This is a genomic window from Mesorhizobium sp. B2-4-19 (genome assembly GCF_006441315.1).
GTDB lineage: Bacteria > Pseudomonadota > Alphaproteobacteria > Rhizobiales > Rhizobiaceae > Mesorhizobium.
The window spans coordinates 50,840-65,641 of the sequence record NZ_VFUV01000026.1; the positions used below are offsets into that span (position 1 = coordinate 50,840).

Here is a 14,802-nt window from a genome sequence, read left to right on the forward strand (position 1 = left end):
ACGGTCGCCCTCACTCAGAAACCCTGGAACAGCATGTCGAGCGCGGCGACGATGTCGTCATGGTGCCTGGAAAGGTTTCCTTCTGGGCTCTGCAATTCAGAGGCCCTGAAGGCTGACAAAAACTGTGTGACCATTACATGATCCTTGCCGTTTATGGCGAAGGTCGGGTTTAGCCGGCGGCCAGGAACCGGCGCCGTGTCAGGCGGCATCAAGGGAATGATGACCCTCGTGCTCAGCCCTTCAAGAAGGTCTGACTGCACATCCAGCAGATAACCGTCGCCCTCGGCATTCCGATAAAAGTCGTAACGCGCCATCAGAACGGCCGGTGTTTGGCCAATGGCAGTCCGTTGCGCCTGACATATTCATTGGAGCTTTCGATGGCTTCCTTGTTTTCTTCCTGCCATCGGCGCGTTTTTTCCGTCGCTATCGCTTTCGCGATGCCTGCCTCGGCAGCGCGGGAGATGTTGATGCCCAACGCCTTGGCGTCCTTGATCAATTGAGAGTCAATGGACGTGTTGACGGACGTCCTCTGAGGTTTTGGTGCCGATTGAAGCATGGAGAGGGTCCTTCTTTATGCGCATAATATACGCGCACAAAAGCCCGCATACAATCGTTTACCCCTCCATCTCCTCGCGCAGCATCTCCAGTTCCAGCCACTCTTCCTCGAGCGCGGCCAGCGTCGCGCGCTCCTTGTCGAGGGCGGCGATGGTTTTCTGGAAGGAGGCCGGATCGCGCTCGTAATAGGCCGGGTCGGCGATGTTGTTCTCCAGCCGCGAGATCGACGCGGTCACCGCCTCGATCTTCTTGGGCAGCGATTCCAGGGCGAATTTCTGCTTGAACGACAGTTTCTTCGCCGGCCCTTTCGGGGCTGCCGGTTCGCTCCTGTCCGTCGCCGGCGCATCGGCGGCTTCAGCCCTGGCGCGCGCCTTGCGGTCGTCGAGCTTGGTGCCGCCGCGCTGCGCCAGCATGTCGGAATAGCCGCCGGCATATTCGACCCAGCGGCCGCCGCCATCCGGCGCGATGATGCTGGTCACGGTGCGGTCGAGAAAATCGCGGTCGTGGCTGACCAGGATGACGGTGCCGGCGAAGCCGGCGACCAGTTCCTGCAGCAGTTCCAGTGTCTCCATGTCGAGATCGTTGGTCGGCTCATCGAGCACCAGGAGGTTCGCCGGCCGAGCCAGCACGCGCGCCAGGATCAGCCGCGCCCGCTCGCCGCCGGACAGTTCGCGCACCGGTGTGCGCGCCTGCTCCGGCTTGAACAGGAAATCCTTCATGTAGGAGACGACATGGCGCTGCTCGCCATTGATGACGAGGTTTTCGCCGCGCCCGTCGGTGAGGTATTGCGCCAGCGTCTCCTGCGGATCGACCGCCTCGCGCTTCTGGTCGAGCGTGGCGATTTCCAGATTGGTGCCGAGCCGCACCGAGCCGGCATCCGGCGCCAATTCGCCGGTCAGCATCTTCAAAAGCGTCGTCTTGCCGGCGCCGTTCGGTCCGACGAGGCCGACGCGGTCGCCGCGCTGGATGCGGGTCGAGAAGCCCTTGACCACGGTGAGGTCGCCAAAGCTCTTCTCGATGTTCTTGGCTTCGATCACCAGCTTGCCGGATTCGGCGGCGTCGCTCGCCACCATGGTCGCGGTGCCTTCGGCGCCGCGATGGCCGCGAAAGCGCTGACGCATGGTCTGCAACTCGCCCAAGCGGCGCATGTTGCGCTTGCGGCGTGCGGTCACGCCATAACGCAGCCAGTGCTCCTCGCGCACGATCTGGCGGCCAAGCTTGTGCTGCTCGCGCTCTTCCTCTTCCAGCACCTGGTCGCGCCATTCCTCGAAATGGCCAAAGCCCTTGTCCAGCCTGCGGGTCTGGCCACGGTCGAGCCAGACGGTGGCGCGCGACACGCGCTCGAGGAAACGGCGGTCGTGCGAGATGACGATGAGCGCCGAGGAGGTGCGCACGAGCTCTTCTTCCAGCCATTCGATGACCGACAGGTCAAGATGGTTGGTCGGCTCGTCAAGCAACAGAATATCAGGCTCCGGCGCCATGACACGGGCCAGGGCTGCGCGCCTGGCCTCGCCGCCTGACAGATCACCCGGCCGTTCCTCGCCGGTGAGGCCAAGATGCTCCATCAGATAGGAGGCGCGGTAAGGATCGTCGGCTGGCCCAAGCCCCGCCTCGACATAGGCGCGCACGGTGGCGAAACCTTCCATATCGGGCATCTGCGGCAGATAGCGGACGGTTGCCGAGGGCTGGCGGAACACCTCGCCATCCTGCGGCTCGATCAGGCCGGCGGCGATCTTGAGCAGCGTCGACTTGCCGGACCCGTTGCGGCCGACCAGGGCGATCTTGTCGCCGGTCGAGGCGGTCAGGGCGGCGCCGTCGAGCAGCGGTGTGCCGCCGAAGGTCAGTTTTATCCCGTCGAGATTGAGAAGAGGCGGGGCCATGTCAGCTTTCAGGTAGTGGATACGGATGCGCGAGCAGCAGCGCTCGGCCGTGGCCGAGCACGATTTCGAGGCGGCCCTTGACCTCGTTGGAAATGGTCAGCGACGAACCGAAGGCCACCTCGACCTGGTCGAGCGCCCATTTGGCGCCGGTGACGGTCAGGCCGACAAGTTCGGAAAAGCCGAGGATCGAAAACAGCGTGCCGTCGGCATAGTCGAAGCCGGCGTTGCCGGGCAGCAGAGGTATACCCTCCTGGGCGCCGCTGGTCAGCAACACGTCGGTTCCGGCCTCGGCCAGCCGCAGGCCGAGCGCCAGATGCAGGAAGGCATGGTCGGCGCGCCTGCCGCCGAACGCACCTGCCAGCACAAGGCGGGTCGCCCCGTGCTCGAGTGCGGCCGCGATGGCCAGTTCGCCATCGGTCTTGTCTTTCTCCGCCGGAAAAGTCCGGCGCGGCACTGCGGTGAGGTCGGCGGGGAGATCGGCCGGAACCGAATCGAAATCGCCGACCCACAATTCAGGCACAAGACCCAGAAGCCGCGCATGGCCGATGCCGGCGTCGGCGGCAATGACGCGCGAGCCTTCGACCTGGCGGTCGAGCCGGGGCGTGCGGATGAGATCGCCGCCAAGCAGAATGGTGAATGTGCTCATATCTGGTGGCCTGTACCAGCCCGGCAGCGGAAACGGAAGGCCGGCAAACTGCCACTTGCGCGGTTCCCCGGCCCGGCCTATGTGTCAAAACGCTCTAACGGGGTGCCGGACGCGATCTTCGCGGACCGGCTGAGAGGCAGTCTCGCCAACCCGCTGAACCTGATCCGGTTTGTACCGGCGGAGGGATTAGACGTTTCGGACAGTCCGACGCCTCAATTCCTTTCAAATTCGAACGAAGGAGGCGCCGATGCGCACGCTTTTATACGCTCTTGTCTCGACCATGGTCGCGGCGCTGTCCGGGCCGGCCTTGGCCAAGGACAAGCTCACCGTCTACACCTATGAGAGCTTCACCGCCGACTGGGGTCCAGGCCCGGTGGTGAAGAAGGAATTCGAGGCCGAATGCGGCTGCGACGTCGAGTTCGTCTCGGTCGCCGATGGTGTGGCCCTGCTCAACCGCGTCAAGCTCGAAGGCGCGTCGACCAAGGCCGATATCGTGCTCGGCCTCGACACCAATCTCACCGCCGATGCCAAGGCTAGCGGGTTGTTTGCCCTGCATGGCGCGGTCTCCGACGTCAAAGTGCCGGGTGGCTGGAGCGACGATACTTTTGTTCCCTTCGATTACGGCTATTTCGCTGTCGTCTATGACACCGAAAAACTGAAAACGCCGCCGAAGAGCCTGAAGGAACTGGTCGAAGGCAGTGCCGATGACAAGATCGTCATCCAGGATCCGCGCACCTCGACGCCGGGTCTCGGCCTGCTGTTGTGGGTGAAGTCGGTCTATGGCGACAAGGCGCCGGAAGCCTGGGCCAAGCTCAGGACAAAGGTGCTGACCGTGACGCCGGGCTGGAGCGAGGCCTATGGCCTGTTCACCAAGGGCGAGGCGCCGATGGTGCTGTCCTACACGACCTCGCCGGCCTATCACATGGTCGCCGAGAACACGCAGCGCTACCAGGCCGCTTCTTTCGAGGAAGGTGAATATCTGCAGATCGAGGTCGCGGGCATCACCACGACCGGAGCCAAGAACCCGCTGGCCGCAAAATTCATCGCCTTCATGACCGGGCCGAAATTCCAGGATGCCATTCCCGAGACCAACTGGATGTTCCCGGCAGGCAAGACCGACAAGCCGCTCAACCCGGCCTTCGACAAATTGGTCAAGCCGGCCAAGACCCTGCTGTTCAGCCCCGAAGAGGTTGCCGCCAACCGCAAGGCCTGGGTGGATGAATGGCTGGCGGTGATGAGCAAATAGTTTGGCCGTATGATCGAAAGATGAGTGCTCTACGGCGCCCCCCTCTGTCCTGCCGGACATCTCCCCCACAAGGGGGGAGATCGAATGCTATCGGTGATTTCGCCAATCGCCGACGCTATAGGTATGAGCGAGGCGCTGAAACAGTCAATCTCCCCCCTCGTGGGGGAGATGTCCGGCAGGACAGAGGGGGGCGCCAAGGAACGCAACCCTCTATAAGTGTCGCTATGCGGAGACTGGCGGTCGATCGTGCAACCCGCTGATCCCCGCGTCAGCGCCGGCATCCTCGCGCTCGCCGCGATCACGCTGCTGATCGGCGGCGCGTTTGCCGGCTTGCTCGTCGAAGGCGCTCACGATTTCTCCGGCGCTCGGGCGGCCTTCGATCCTTATCTGCTTCGCGTTGTCCGCTTCACGCTCTGGCAGGCCACCCTCTCGACCCTGCTTTCGGTTATCCCGGCGCTGTTGGTGGCGCGCGCCCTGTCGCGGCATCCGCGTTTCTTCGGCCGCGCCTTCATCCTGCAACTCTTCGCCGTGCCGCTGGCGCTGCCGGCGATCGTCGCGGCGCTCGGCATACTGGCGCTGTACGGCCGTGCCGGTTATTTCATCGGGCTGTTCAGCGCCGTTGGCGGCCGGGGTTGGCCAGGCATTTACGGCCTGTCCGGCATTCTCGTCGCCCACGTCTTCTTCAACCTGCCGTTGGCGACCCGCCTGTTCCTCGAGGCGCTGCAGACCATTCCCGCCGACCAGTGGCGGCTGGCAAGCCAGCTCGGCATGGCGGCGCGGCCGGCCTTCCGGCTGATCGAATGGCCGACGCTGCGCGCCGCTCTGCCGGGCGTCGCCGGGCTGGTCTTCATGCTCTGCATCACCTCCTTCACCGTCGTGCTGACGCTCGGCGGCGGTCCGGCCGCGACGACGCTGGAGGTCGGCATCTACCAGGCACTGCGCTTCGATTTCGACCCGGCGCGGGCGGTCGCCCTGACATTGCTGCAGATCGCGCTGACCTTTGTCATGGTGCTGGCATTGACGCGGCTTGGCGCCAATGTCGTCGGCGACACCAACCTGCCGGTGGCACCGCGCCGCTATCTCTCCGTCAATACGACCGAGGCATCACTCAACGCCATGGTCATCGTGCTGGCGCTGCTGTTCGTTGTCGGACCGATGGCCGCGATCGTCTCGGCAGGCTTGGGCGCCGATCTCGGCCGGCTCGCCGGCGAGGTCACGGTCCGGCAGGCGACGCTGACCAGTGCGGTGCTGGCTTTCCTGTCGGCACTGCTTTCGGCGATGCTGTCGCTGGCGCTGACCATGGCGCGACGGGCACTCGCGTTGAACCGCCGCTCCGGTCCAGGAACACTGCTCGAACATGCCACGGATACCGGTGCCGGTTTTGTGCTGGTCGTGCCGCCGATCGTCATCGGAGCCGGCTGGTTCCTCCTGCTGCGCCATGCCGGCGATGTCTTTGCCATCGCCCCGGTCATGGTCGTCACCGTCAACGCTGTCATGGCGATGCCTTTCGCACTGCGAGCCGTCCGTCCCGCCTATGACGCGGCGAGCGAGCGCCACGAACGGCTCTGCGCGCAGCTCGGCATTTCCGGCTGGGCGAGGCTGCGGCTGGTCGACTGGCCGTCATTGCGGCGGCCGCTCGCCACGGCCTTCGCCTTCGCCATGGCGCTGTCGCTCGGCGATCTCGGCGTCATCGCACTGTTCGGCAGTGATTCCGTGCAGACCTTGCCTTACCTTCTCCTGGCGCGCATGGGCAGCTACCGCACCGAGGACGCCGCCGGCCTGGCGCTGTTGCTTGGTCTCGTTTGCCTCGCCTTGGTGCTGGCGGCGGACTGGCTGGGAAGAGACAAGGTCCGCAATGTCTGACGGGGCGATGAGAAGGAAGGGTGTTCCGGTGCGGCTGGACAAGGTCTCGTTCAGCTATGGCGAGGCGCCGCTCACCTTCGATGTCGCGTTCGCGGCGGCGGAAATCACCGCCATCATGGGGCCGAGCGGTTCGGGCAAGTCGACGCTGCTCAACCTCGTCGCCGGCTTCGAGACGCCGCGGTCAGGCCGTGTGCTGATCGGCGGTGTCGATGTCGGCGCCGATCCTCCGGCTGCGCGGCCGGTGTCGATGGTGTTTCAGGAAAACAACCTTTTTGCGCATCTCTCCGTCGAGCAGAATGTCGGGATCGGCCGCTCGCCATCGCTGCGGCTGAGCGAAGCCGATCGAACCGCCATTGCCGAGGCGTTGGAACGCACAGGCCTTGGCGGCAAGGACAAGCGGCTACCGCGCGAACTCTCCGGCGGCGAGCGCCAGCGCGTCGCCCTGGCGCGCGTGCTGGTGCGCGATCGCCCGGTGCTGCTGCTCGACGAGCCCTTCGCTTCGCTCGGGCCCGCCTTGCGTGACGATATGCTCGACCTGGTTGCCGGTGTGCATGCGGAGCGCGGCATGACGGTGCTGTTCGTCACGCACCAGCCAGAGGACGCCCGCCGCATTGGCCAGAATGTGGTGTTTCTGGACGATGGCGCCGTTGCCGCCACCGGCAGCGCGGACGATTTCTTTGCCGGGGCTGGTCCGGAGGCGTTCCGGCGCTATATCGGTGCAGGTGCCGGCAATGCCGTATCACGAGATATTGCCCGGAAGCGGACATAATTTACGGTCAAACCGGCATCAGGCGAAGGGGCGCTTGCTTGCCATGGCAGAAGTAGTGTGGCTAGGTCCGCCCTACTGGTCCGGCACAGGCCGTGATTTGCCTACTGCATCCGCCGCGCGCCCCAGGGGACGCGCAACGGGTGCCGTAGAAATTTGTATTTGCGCATGACAGGCTCCGAAGATCGCCCCCGATTTTCTTGGTCATGCGCCGGGACCTGAAAGGAAGCCGCTCTGGCGATCGGCGTCGACAAGCTACGAATGAATCCGCTGGCGCGCTTTGTGGCGCTTGCCGGCTTCGCCGTCGCGCTCGCAAGCTGCCAGATGTTCACGCCTCCGGCAGTCCAGGAATCCGGCTTCCAGCCATCCGACAAGCCGATCACGGTCGACAATGTCGGCGCCAACAACAGGCTCGCCGAACTGGCCAAGGCGCAGCATCCGCGCATCCTGGCGACCTATGGCGGCGAATATTCCGATCCCAAGCTCGAGCGCATGGTCGCCAAGGTCGTCGGCAATCTGACCGTTGTGTCGGCGAACCCGACCCAGACCTATCGCATCACCATCCTCAATTCGCCCAACGTCAACGCCTTCGCGCTGCCGGGCGGCTATCTCTACATCACGCGCGGCCTGCTGGCGCTGGCCAATGATTCGTCCGAGCTCGCCGCCGTCATCGCGCATGAGATGGGCCACGTCACCGCCAATCACGGCCTGCAGCGTCAGCAGCTGGAGGCCGAGGAAGGCCTGGCGACCAAAGTGGTTTCCGACGTGCTCGGCGACAGCCCGACCGCCAAGGCGGCTTTGATCCGCGGCAAGCTCCGGCTGGCGCAGTTCTCGCGCAACCAGGAGCTCGAGGCCGACGCCATCGGCATCAAGTCGATCGGCGAAGCCGGCTACGACCCCTATGCCGCCGGCCGCTTCCTGCAGTCGATGTCGGCCTATACCGATTTCCGCTCGATCAGCGGCGCCACCGACGCCAGCCTCGACTTTCTGGCGACGCATCCCAACACGCCGCAGCGCATCGACCTGGCGCAGCGCCATGCCCGCCAGTTCGGCGCGCCCGGCGTCGGCACGCGCGACCGCGATTCCTTCCTCGCCGGCATAGACGGCCTGCTCTATGGCGACACGCCGGAAGAAGGCTACGTGCGTGGCGAGACCTTCCTGCATCCGGGTCTCGGCGTGTCGTTCACGGTGCCGGACGGTTTTATCATCGACAATTCGGCGGCGGCGGTGACGGCGACCGGGCCGGGCGACATAGCGATCCGCTTCGACGGCGTTTCGATCGACAAGAACCGCGCCCTGACCGACTACATCAGAAGCGGCTGGGTGGCCGGTCTCGAAGACGGCAGCGTCAAGCAGGAAACCATCAACGGCAACGAGGCCGCGACCGCGCATGCCAGTGCCGAAGGCTGGCAGTTCGACATCGCGGTGATCCGTGCCGGCGGCCAGGTCTACCGGCTGCTGACCGCGGCGCCCTCGGCCAGCACCTCGCTGGAGGCGGTGGCGCGTTCGGTCAGCGGGTCGTTCCGTATCCTCAGTGCCGCTGAAAAGGCGGCCCTGAAGCCGCTGCATATACGCGTGCTCATCGTGCAGCCGGGGCAGACGATGGGCTCGCTCGCCGCGCAGATGGTCGGCGTCGACCGCAAGCTCGATCTGTTCCGCGTGCTCAACGCGTTGTCGCCGGGGGCCGCGGTTTCGGCCGGCGACAAGGTCAAGATCGTCACCGACAAATAGGATCCCGCTGCACGGAATCAGGCGGCTGTCGCCAGAAAGTCGGGGTTCTGCTTCACCAGCGCCACTTTGAGCTTTTCCATGGCGCGGGCCTCGATCTGGCGGACGCGTTCCTTGGAAATACCGAGCATCTCGCCGAGAGCCTCGAGCGTGGCGCCCTCGTCGTTCAGCCGGCGTTCCTCGATGATCCTGAGTTCACGGGCGTTCAGCGCGTGAAGCGCCTCCCGCAGCCAAAGCGAACGGCGCGCGACATCGATCTTGTCGCCGACGATCTCGTCGGGCAGGGGATCGTCGGAAACCAGGAAGTCCATCCGCTCGGTCGCGCCTGCATCGTCGGCAAGCGGCATGTTGAGCGAGGAGTCGGGCGCCGACAGCCGTGAATCCATCAACGCCACGTCAGCCTCGGAGACGCCAAGCGCAACCGACACTTCGCGGTAGAGCGTCGTGTTGGAAAGCGGCTCGGCGCCGTTCGCCAGCCGGGCGCGCAGGCGGCGCAGGTTGAAGAACAGGGCTTTCTGCGCGGAACTGGTTCCGCCGCGCACGATCGACCAGTTGCGCAGGATGTAGTCCTGCATCGAGGCGCGGATCCACCACGTCGCATAGGTGGAAAACCGCACCTCGCGCTCGGGCTCGAAGCGGGCGGCGGCCTCAAGCAGGCCGACATGGCCTTCCTGGATCAGGTCGCCGAGCGGCAGGCCGTAATGGCGGAATTTCGAGGCCATGGAAATGACCAGCCGCATATGGGCCACCGTGATGCTGTGCAGGGCGTTCTGGTCGTTGTCTTGCTTCCAGAGCAAGGCCAGCCGATGTTCCTCGTCGCGTTCGAGATAGGGAGCCTTCATCGCCGCGCGGACCATGACCCGTCCTGCCGTGTCTTCCATCATGAGGCGCTCCCGACATAACCAACGTTTACGAACTTGGCAGGGCGCCTGTTGAAATCGCGGCGTCGCGCCCTAGAACAGCCAAAACTGCCATGCGCGAGAAAGGTTCCGATGGCGCGGGCGGGGCGAGTGATGCTATCCCGGCGATTTCGACGCGGTCGCCGGGGACGTTCAGTCGCTGCACGAACCCTTATTTGGAGAATTTGGTTTCAGGATTTCCTTGTTTTTGAAATATGGTTCCTTATTCTTTCTGCTCGCATCTGTCATTTTCCAGCCCTCACAGCAGGCCAGACATCAGGCCAAGGACGGGATCACAAAAAAATGAAATGGCTCAAGTCGCTTATCGTCGCCGCAACGCTGCAGGCCCTGGCGGTCACATCAGGCCATGCCGGCGCCAATCTCGATCAGATCAAACAGGCCGGCGTCATTAAGGTCGGCACGGAAGGCACCTACGCGCCCTTCACCTACCATGACGCGTCCGGCGCCTTGGTCGGCTTCGACGTCGAGATCGCCAAGGCGATCGCCGACAAGCTCGGCGTCAAGGTCGAATTCCTCGAGGGCAAATGGGACGGGCTGATCGCCGGTCTCGACGTCAAGCGCTACGACGCCGTCATCAACGAGGTCGGCATCACCGACGCGCGCAAGGCCAAGTATGATTTCTCCGATCCCTACATCGCCTCCAAGGCGGTGCTGATCGTGCGCGGCGACAACACCGACATCAAGACCTTCGCCGATCTCAAGGGCAAGAAGTCGGCGCAGTCGCTGACCTCGAACTTCGGCAAGCTGGCCGAGGCGAACGGCGCCGAACTTGTCGGCACCGACGGCTTCGACCAGTCTATCCAGTTGCTTTTGACCGGCCGCGCCGACGCCACCATCAATGACAGCCTGTCGTTCCTCGATTTCAAGAAGCACAAGCCCGACGCCAATGTGAAGATCGCCGCGCAAGAGGAAAACGCCGACTATTCCGGCGTCATCGTGCGCAAGGGCGATCCGGAACTGGTTGCCGCCATCAACAAGGCGCTGGCCGATCTCAAGGCCGACGGCACCTACAAGAAGATCGCCGACACCTATTTCGGCCAGGACGTCTCGAAGTAATTTCAAGTGAGGGCGAGTTGTCGCCCCTGTAATGCACCAGCGGCGGGCCGTCTTTGACGGCTCGCCGCTTTTGTCGTGATATGGCTGACGCATTCGCGCTTCGATGAAGCCAGCTCGACCATTCTGGAGGGTCTTTCGTGCCGCACTGGCTGCAACTGATGCTGGAGTCGCTGCCTTCGCTGCTCTGGGCCGCCCTGATTTTCACCGTACCGCTGACGCTCTTGTCCTTCGTGCTGGGCCTGACCGTTGGCCTCGGGGCAGCACTCGGCCGACTGTTCGGGCCGAAGCCGCTGGTCATGCTCGTGCGCTTCTATGTCTGGATTTTCCGCGGCACACCGCTGCTGGTGCAGCTGTTCCTGATCTTCTATGGCCTGCCGTCGGTCGGCATCCTGCTCGATGCTTTTACCGCAGCGCTGATCGGCTTCACGCTGAATATCGGCGCCTACACGTCGGAAATCATCCGCGCGGCCATCGGCTCCGTGCCGAAGGGCCAGTGGGAAGCCGCCTATTCGATCGGCATGACCTGGAGCCAGGCGATGCGGCGCACCATCCTGCCGCAGGCCGGCCGCGTCGCGGTGCCGCCGCTCTCCAACACCTTCATCTCGCTGGTCAAGGACACCTCGCTGGCCGCCGCCATCACCGTGCCCGAGATGTTCCAGGCGGCGCAGCGCATCGTCGCCACCACTTATGAGCCACTGATCCTCTATGTCGAGGCGGCGATCCTCTATCTGGCGATGAGTTCCGTGCTGTCGGCCCTGCAGACGCGGCTGGAGGAGCGGCTCAACCGCTATGGCGGCTTCCTGGAGGCGCGCGCATGATCGGCCTCACCAATATCGAAAAGCGCTTCGGCGACAATCTCGTGCTCAAGGGCGTGACGGTCGTGATCGCCGAAGGCAGTGTCACGGCACTGGTCGGCCCTTCGGGCGGGGGGAAAAGCACGCTGTTGCGCTGCATCAACCTCCTTGAAATCCCGACTTCCGGCACGGTGCGCATCGGCGACGAGACGCTCGCGTTTCGCCCGGGCATCAAGGTGCCGGCCGCCGATATCAGGCGGCTGCGCCTGCAGACCGGCATGGTGTTCCAGAATTTCCAGCTGTTTCCGCACCGCACCGCCATCGAGAACGTCATGGAGGGACTGGTGACGGTGCTGAAATGGTCGCCTGAGAAGGCGCGTGAGCGGGCGCTGGCCTTGCTGGAAAAGGTCGGGATGGCGCACAAGGCCGATGCCTGGCCAGCGACGCTGTCAGGCGGCCAGCAGCAGCGCGTGGCGATCGCCCGCGCCTTGGCGCCGTCGCCGAAGGTGCTGCTGTGCGACGAGCCGACTTCGGCGCTCGATCCGGAACTGGCTCAAGAGGTGGTCGACGTGCTCGGCAAGCTCGCCAGCGAAGGCACGACCATGGTGATGGCGACACACGACCTGCGGCTTGCCTCCAAGATCGCCCAGGAAGCGGTGTTCCTCGATGCGGGCGTCATCGTCGAGCAGGGGCCGTCGGTCACATTGTTCGGCAATCCGGAGCGCGAACGGACCAAGCGCTTCATCGCGACGCTGAAGCAGGAGGCTGAGAAGGAAGGCGGCGGTCAAGTGTAGGCTCGACCCCTGCCTTGTCCGAGAGACAAAAAACCCGGCGCGAGGCCGGGTTTTTCGTGAACTTAAAGGCACAAGATCTCAGGCAGCTTCTTCCTGCTCGGCTTCCTCATTGTCGGCCTTGGCGCCGCGCTTAGGGCCCTTGTTGAGGTTGACCTCGATCAGGCGCACGGCTTCGGTTTCCGACATGCGGTTGACGGCCGCGATCTCGCGGGCCATGCGGTCGAGTGCCGCCTCGTAAAGCTGACGCTCGGAATAGGACTGCTCCGGCTGGTTGTCGGCACGGTAGAGGTCGCGCACGACTTCCGAGATCGAGATCAGGTCGCCGGAATTGATCTTGGCATCATATTCCTGGGCGCGGCGCGACCACATGGTGCGCTTGACGCGGGCGCGGCCCTGCACGACCTTCAACGCGCGCTCGACATAATCCTCTTCCGACAGCTTGCGCATGCCAATGGAGGTCGCCTTGGCGACCGGCACCTTCAAGCGCATCTTGTCCTTCTGGAAGTCGATGACGAACAGTTCCAGCTTATGGCCGGCCACTTCCTGCTCGTCGATGGACACGATCTGGCCAACGCCATGCGCCGGATAGACGATGTACTCGCCGGTCTTGAAACCGTGACGCGCACCAGTGGACTTCTTCTGCGGGGTGATCGTTGCCATTACGCCCTGAACTCCTTGTTATGGGCCGGCGGCGGTGCCGGCTGAACTCGTGCGACCGGGGAAACCGATCGTTAGCCGCACAACAGATGAACCCACCGGAAAGGTCGGGACCGGCAAACCGCACGAACCGCGACCGCCTGACCCCAGATCGCTCTGGTCCGGAATGGGATTTTCACCTTTCAGTGATTTGGGGCGTCTGCGCCATAAATCGACGTTGTGTCACCGGCATGTTTCGCTGATGTAGCACAAAAAGTCGGAAGAATCAAGGTTTTGCTGCGTAAGCGAAGTCCACAACCAGTCGCCGCCTGTCAAGGCGGTTAATCCGATCTGCCTGTTACGCTGCGTCATACAAGCCTTTACGGCCGTATTGTCAATCGCCTTCGCCGGGCTCGGCGGAGAAGTATTTCTCGAACTTGCCGGCCTCGCCGTCGAAGGTCTTGGCGTCTGCCGGCGGCTCCTTCTTGGCGGTGATGTTGGGCCATTTCTCGGCGTATTCGGTGTTGATCTGCAGCCATTTGTCGAGACCTGGCTCGGTGTCGGGCTTGATCGCGTCGGCCGGGCATTCGGGCTCGCAGACGCCGCAGTCGATGCACTCGTCGGGATGGATGACGAGCATGTTCTCGCCTTCATAGAAACAGTCGACCGGACAGACCTCGATGCAGTCCATATATTTGCATTTGATGCAATTGTCGGTCACGACATAGGTCATCGGTCGGCTCCGGGACGTCCCAGCTTGATGGGCCGGTTTTCTTGGGCTTTTTCCGTGAGGTAACGCCTTTGTCTCTCGCTTGCAAGGGTTGCCATGCGCGGCCGCCTCGGCGTTTGCGGAATGGAATTCCAGGCGGCAGGCGCGGCAAGGGTGGCTGATGCCACGGGAGCATCTTGTTTGCCGGTTCCGTTCTGCCCTGCGCCCGCCGTCGCCTTCGGTCGGCGGCCGCGATCTGGCCAGACAGCCTCAATCTTCGCCAAGCAGGCGGTCGGTCTGGCGGCGCTCTCTTTTGGTCGGGCGGCCGCTGCCGGCCTCGCGCAGCGCCGGTATGGCGTCGGGAAGCGCCTCGCCCTTCGGTGTCGGCGGCGGCGACACATCCTCATAGAGGGTGCGGGCTTCCTCCGCCGGGCCGCGCCGGACACCGGCGCCGAGCACCTTCCAGACGAAAATGCGCCGGTCGAGCGTGATGGTCAGCACGTCGCCCGGCTTGACCAGATCGGAGGCCTGCGCTGCTTTGTCGCGATTGATGCGCACGCGCCCGGCGACGACGAGCTTCGCCGCCAGCGAGCGCGATTTCACCGCGCGCGAGAAGAACAGCCATTTGTCGATGCGCTGGCGGCCTTCGGCAACCATCGGACCTACCGAGCCTACTTCTTCAACTGGTCGCGCAAGGCGGCGAGCTTGGCGAACGGCGAATCCGGATCGAAGCGCACCGGACGTTCCTCGCGCGGCTTCGGCTGGAAAGCAGGCTTTGCGCCTCCCTTGTCGCGATCGGGACCGCCCTTGCCCTCGGGCCGGCCACCCTTCCAGTCTGGCCGGCCTTCGCGACGCTCGCCCTGCGGGCGGCCGTCACGGCGCTGTTCGCCTTCATCCTGCGGCTTGGGCTTGAACTTCGAACGGTCGAAGCGCGGCTTGCCGGCGCTATCGCGACGCCCCTCATGAGCGGGACGTTCGCCGGGCGCGCCGGTGGTTTGAGCAGCGCCGGCCTCAGCCGGCGCATTGCCACGGCCGCGCGCTTGTCCGTTGCGCTGGCGGTTGTTGCGGCCTTCGTGATGGCGGGGGCGCTGTTCGAAACGGCCCTGGCGCCACAGCAGGATCGGCTTGGGCGCTTCGGCTTCGGCGATGGGCTCGCCGGCCTCACCCTGGCCCTCGTGGGGAGGGTCGGCGCGCAGCGCCGGGGTGGGG

General features: G+C 64.3%; 15 protein-coding genes, 1 pseudogene and 1 riboswitch. Of the genes and pseudogenes, 7 read left to right on the forward strand and 9 right to left on the reverse strand.

Annotated features, from left to right (window positions below):
* Positions 1 to 14: 14 nt before the first annotated feature.
* From FJ546_RS29320 to FJ546_RS29335, 4 genes are all read right to left on the reverse strand, one after another.
* Positions 15 to 314: a CcdB family protein gene (locus FJ546_RS29320; RefSeq protein ID WP_140892647.1), complete on the reverse strand. Its 300-nt coding sequence runs from the start codon at positions 312 to 314 to the stop codon at positions 15 to 17.
* A complete protein-coding gene (locus FJ546_RS29325; RefSeq protein WP_281405666.1) occupies positions 314 to 496 on the reverse strand; it encodes a type II toxin-antitoxin system CcdA family antitoxin in 183 nt (60 codons plus the stop codon). The genes FJ546_RS29320 and FJ546_RS29325 overlap by 1 nt, the downstream gene beginning before the upstream one ends.
* 118 nt (positions 497 to 614) lie before the next feature.
* The gene (locus tag FJ546_RS29330; RefSeq protein ID WP_140892649.1) at positions 615 to 2,435 is read right to left on the reverse strand and encodes an ABC-F family ATP-binding cassette domain-containing protein; all 1,821 of its coding nucleotides are present in this window, start codon (positions 2,433 to 2,435) and stop codon (positions 615 to 617) included.
* Position 2,436: 1 nt separating this feature from the next.
* Positions 2,437 to 3,081 (reverse strand): thiamine diphosphokinase, encoded by a 645-nt coding sequence (locus FJ546_RS29335; protein ID WP_140892651.1) that lies wholly within the window; start codon positions 3,079 to 3,081, stop codon positions 2,437 to 2,439.
* Positions 3,082 to 3,169: 88 nt separating this feature from the next.
* Positions 3,170 to 3,284, forward strand: a riboswitch (TPP riboswitch).
* Between the two features lie 44 nt (positions 3,285 to 3,328).
* On the opposite strand from FJ546_RS29335, the gene thiB reads away from it, so the two are divergent.
* From thiB to FJ546_RS29360, 4 genes are all read left to right on the forward strand, one after another.
* The gene (thiB, locus tag FJ546_RS29340; RefSeq protein WP_140892653.1) at positions 3,329 to 4,327 is read left to right on the forward strand and encodes a thiamine ABC transporter substrate binding subunit; all 999 of its coding nucleotides are present in this window, start codon (positions 3,329 to 3,331) and stop codon (positions 4,325 to 4,327) included.
* A 243-nt stretch (positions 4,328 to 4,570) separates the two neighbouring features.
* A complete protein-coding gene (gene thiP, locus FJ546_RS29350) occupies positions 4,571 to 6,190 on the forward strand; it encodes a thiamine/thiamine pyrophosphate ABC transporter permease (protein ID WP_140892665.1) in 1,620 nt (539 codons plus the stop codon).
* Positions 6,183 to 6,959, forward strand: coding sequence for a thiamine ABC transporter ATP-binding protein (gene thiQ / locus FJ546_RS29355; RefSeq protein WP_140892655.1), 777 nt, complete (start codon positions 6,183 to 6,185; stop codon positions 6,957 to 6,959). The genes thiP and thiQ overlap by 8 nt, the downstream gene beginning before the upstream one ends.
* A gap of 258 nt (positions 6,960 to 7,217) precedes the next feature.
* Positions 7,218 to 8,687 carry a M48 family metalloprotease gene (locus FJ546_RS29360; RefSeq protein ID WP_140892656.1) on the forward strand — a complete coding sequence of 490 codons (1,470 nt, stop codon included), beginning with the start codon at positions 7,218 to 7,220 and terminating at the stop codon, positions 8,685 to 8,687.
* Between the two features lie 17 nt (positions 8,688 to 8,704).
* Here FJ546_RS29360 and FJ546_RS29365 read toward each other — a convergent pair whose 3' ends face one another.
* Complete coding sequence (locus FJ546_RS29365; RefSeq protein ID WP_140892658.1) at positions 8,705 to 9,568, reverse strand: RNA polymerase factor sigma-32; 864 nt, start codon at positions 9,566 to 9,568, stop codon at positions 8,705 to 8,707.
* Positions 9,569 to 9,886: 318 nt separating this feature from the next.
* On the opposite strand from FJ546_RS29365, the gene FJ546_RS29370 reads away from it, so the two are divergent.
* From FJ546_RS29370 to FJ546_RS29380, 3 genes are all read left to right on the forward strand, one after another.
* Entirely contained in the window at positions 9,887 to 10,660 is a 774-nt protein-coding gene (locus FJ546_RS29370; RefSeq protein WP_140892659.1) for an amino acid ABC transporter substrate-binding protein, read from the forward strand.
* Positions 10,661 to 10,797: 137 nt separating this feature from the next.
* Positions 10,798 to 11,478, forward strand: coding sequence for an amino acid ABC transporter permease (locus tag FJ546_RS29375; protein ID WP_095772076.1), 681 nt, complete (start codon positions 10,798 to 10,800; stop codon positions 11,476 to 11,478).
* Entirely contained in the window at positions 11,475 to 12,248 is a 774-nt protein-coding gene (locus tag FJ546_RS29380) for an amino acid ABC transporter ATP-binding protein (RefSeq protein ID WP_140892660.1), read from the forward strand. Before FJ546_RS29375 ends, FJ546_RS29380 begins: the two co-directional genes overlap by 4 nt.
* Before the next feature lie 78 nt (positions 12,249 to 12,326).
* Here the strand turns inward: FJ546_RS29380 and FJ546_RS29385 are convergent, their stop codons facing one another.
* From FJ546_RS29385 to FJ546_RS29400, 4 genes and pseudogenes are all read right to left on the reverse strand, one after another.
* On the reverse strand, positions 12,327 to 12,908 hold the full coding sequence (locus tag FJ546_RS29385; protein ID WP_010911999.1) for a CarD family transcriptional regulator: 582 nt from the start codon (positions 12,906 to 12,908) through the stop codon (positions 12,327 to 12,329).
* Positions 12,909 to 13,278: 370 nt separating this feature from the next.
* Positions 13,279 to 13,617, reverse strand: a complete 339-nt coding sequence (fdxA, locus tag FJ546_RS29390) for a ferredoxin FdxA (RefSeq protein WP_008873823.1) — start codon at positions 13,615 to 13,617, stop codon at positions 13,279 to 13,281.
* A 246-nt stretch (positions 13,618 to 13,863) separates the two neighbouring features.
* Positions 13,864 to 14,250: an RNA-binding S4 domain-containing protein gene (locus FJ546_RS29395; RefSeq protein ID WP_140892662.1), complete on the reverse strand. Its 387-nt coding sequence runs from the start codon at positions 14,248 to 14,250 to the stop codon at positions 13,864 to 13,866.
* A gap of 14 nt (positions 14,251 to 14,264) precedes the next feature.
* Positions 14,265 to 14,802: pseudogene (locus tag FJ546_RS29400) on the reverse strand (helicase); the annotation flags it as partial.

Excerpts from the sequence above, each read along its gene's own strand:
- FJ546_RS29320 (WP_140892647.1), bottom strand. The coding sequence starts at position 314 with ATGGCGCGTTACGACTTTTATCGGAATGCCGAGGGCGACGGTTATCTG.
- FJ546_RS29330 (WP_140892649.1), bottom strand. The coding sequence starts at position 2,435 with ATGGCCCCGCCTCTTCTCAATCTCGACGGGATAAAACTGACCTTCGGC.
- FJ546_RS29335 (WP_140892651.1), bottom strand. The coding sequence starts at position 3,081 with ATGAGCACATTCACCATTCTGCTTGGCGGCGATCTCATCCGCACGCCC.
- thiB (WP_140892653.1), top strand. The coding sequence starts at position 3,329 with ATGCGCACGCTTTTATACGCTCTTGTCTCGACCATGGTCGCGGCGCTG.
- thiQ (WP_140892655.1), top strand. The coding sequence starts at position 6,183 with ATGTCTGACGGGGCGATGAGAAGGAAGGGTGTTCCGGTGCGGCTGGAC.
- FJ546_RS29360 (WP_140892656.1), top strand. The coding sequence starts at position 7,218 with ATGAATCCGCTGGCGCGCTTTGTGGCGCTTGCCGGCTTCGCCGTCGCG.
- FJ546_RS29365 (WP_140892658.1), bottom strand. The coding sequence starts at position 9,568 with ATGATGGAAGACACGGCAGGACGGGTCATGGTCCGCGCGGCGATGAAG.
- FJ546_RS29370 (WP_140892659.1), top strand. The coding sequence starts at position 9,887 with ATGAAATGGCTCAAGTCGCTTATCGTCGCCGCAACGCTGCAGGCCCTG.
- FJ546_RS29380 (WP_140892660.1), top strand. The coding sequence starts at position 11,475 with ATGATCGGCCTCACCAATATCGAAAAGCGCTTCGGCGACAATCTCGTG.
- FJ546_RS29385 (WP_010911999.1), bottom strand. The coding sequence starts at position 12,908 with ATGGCAACGATCACCCCGCAGAAGAAGTCCACTGGTGCGCGTCACGGT.
- fdxA (WP_008873823.1), bottom strand. The coding sequence starts at position 13,617 with ATGACCTATGTCGTGACCGACAATTGCATCAAATGCAAATATATGGAC.
- FJ546_RS29395 (WP_140892662.1), bottom strand. The coding sequence starts at position 14,250 with ATGGTTGCCGAAGGCCGCCAGCGCATCGACAAATGGCTGTTCTTCTCG.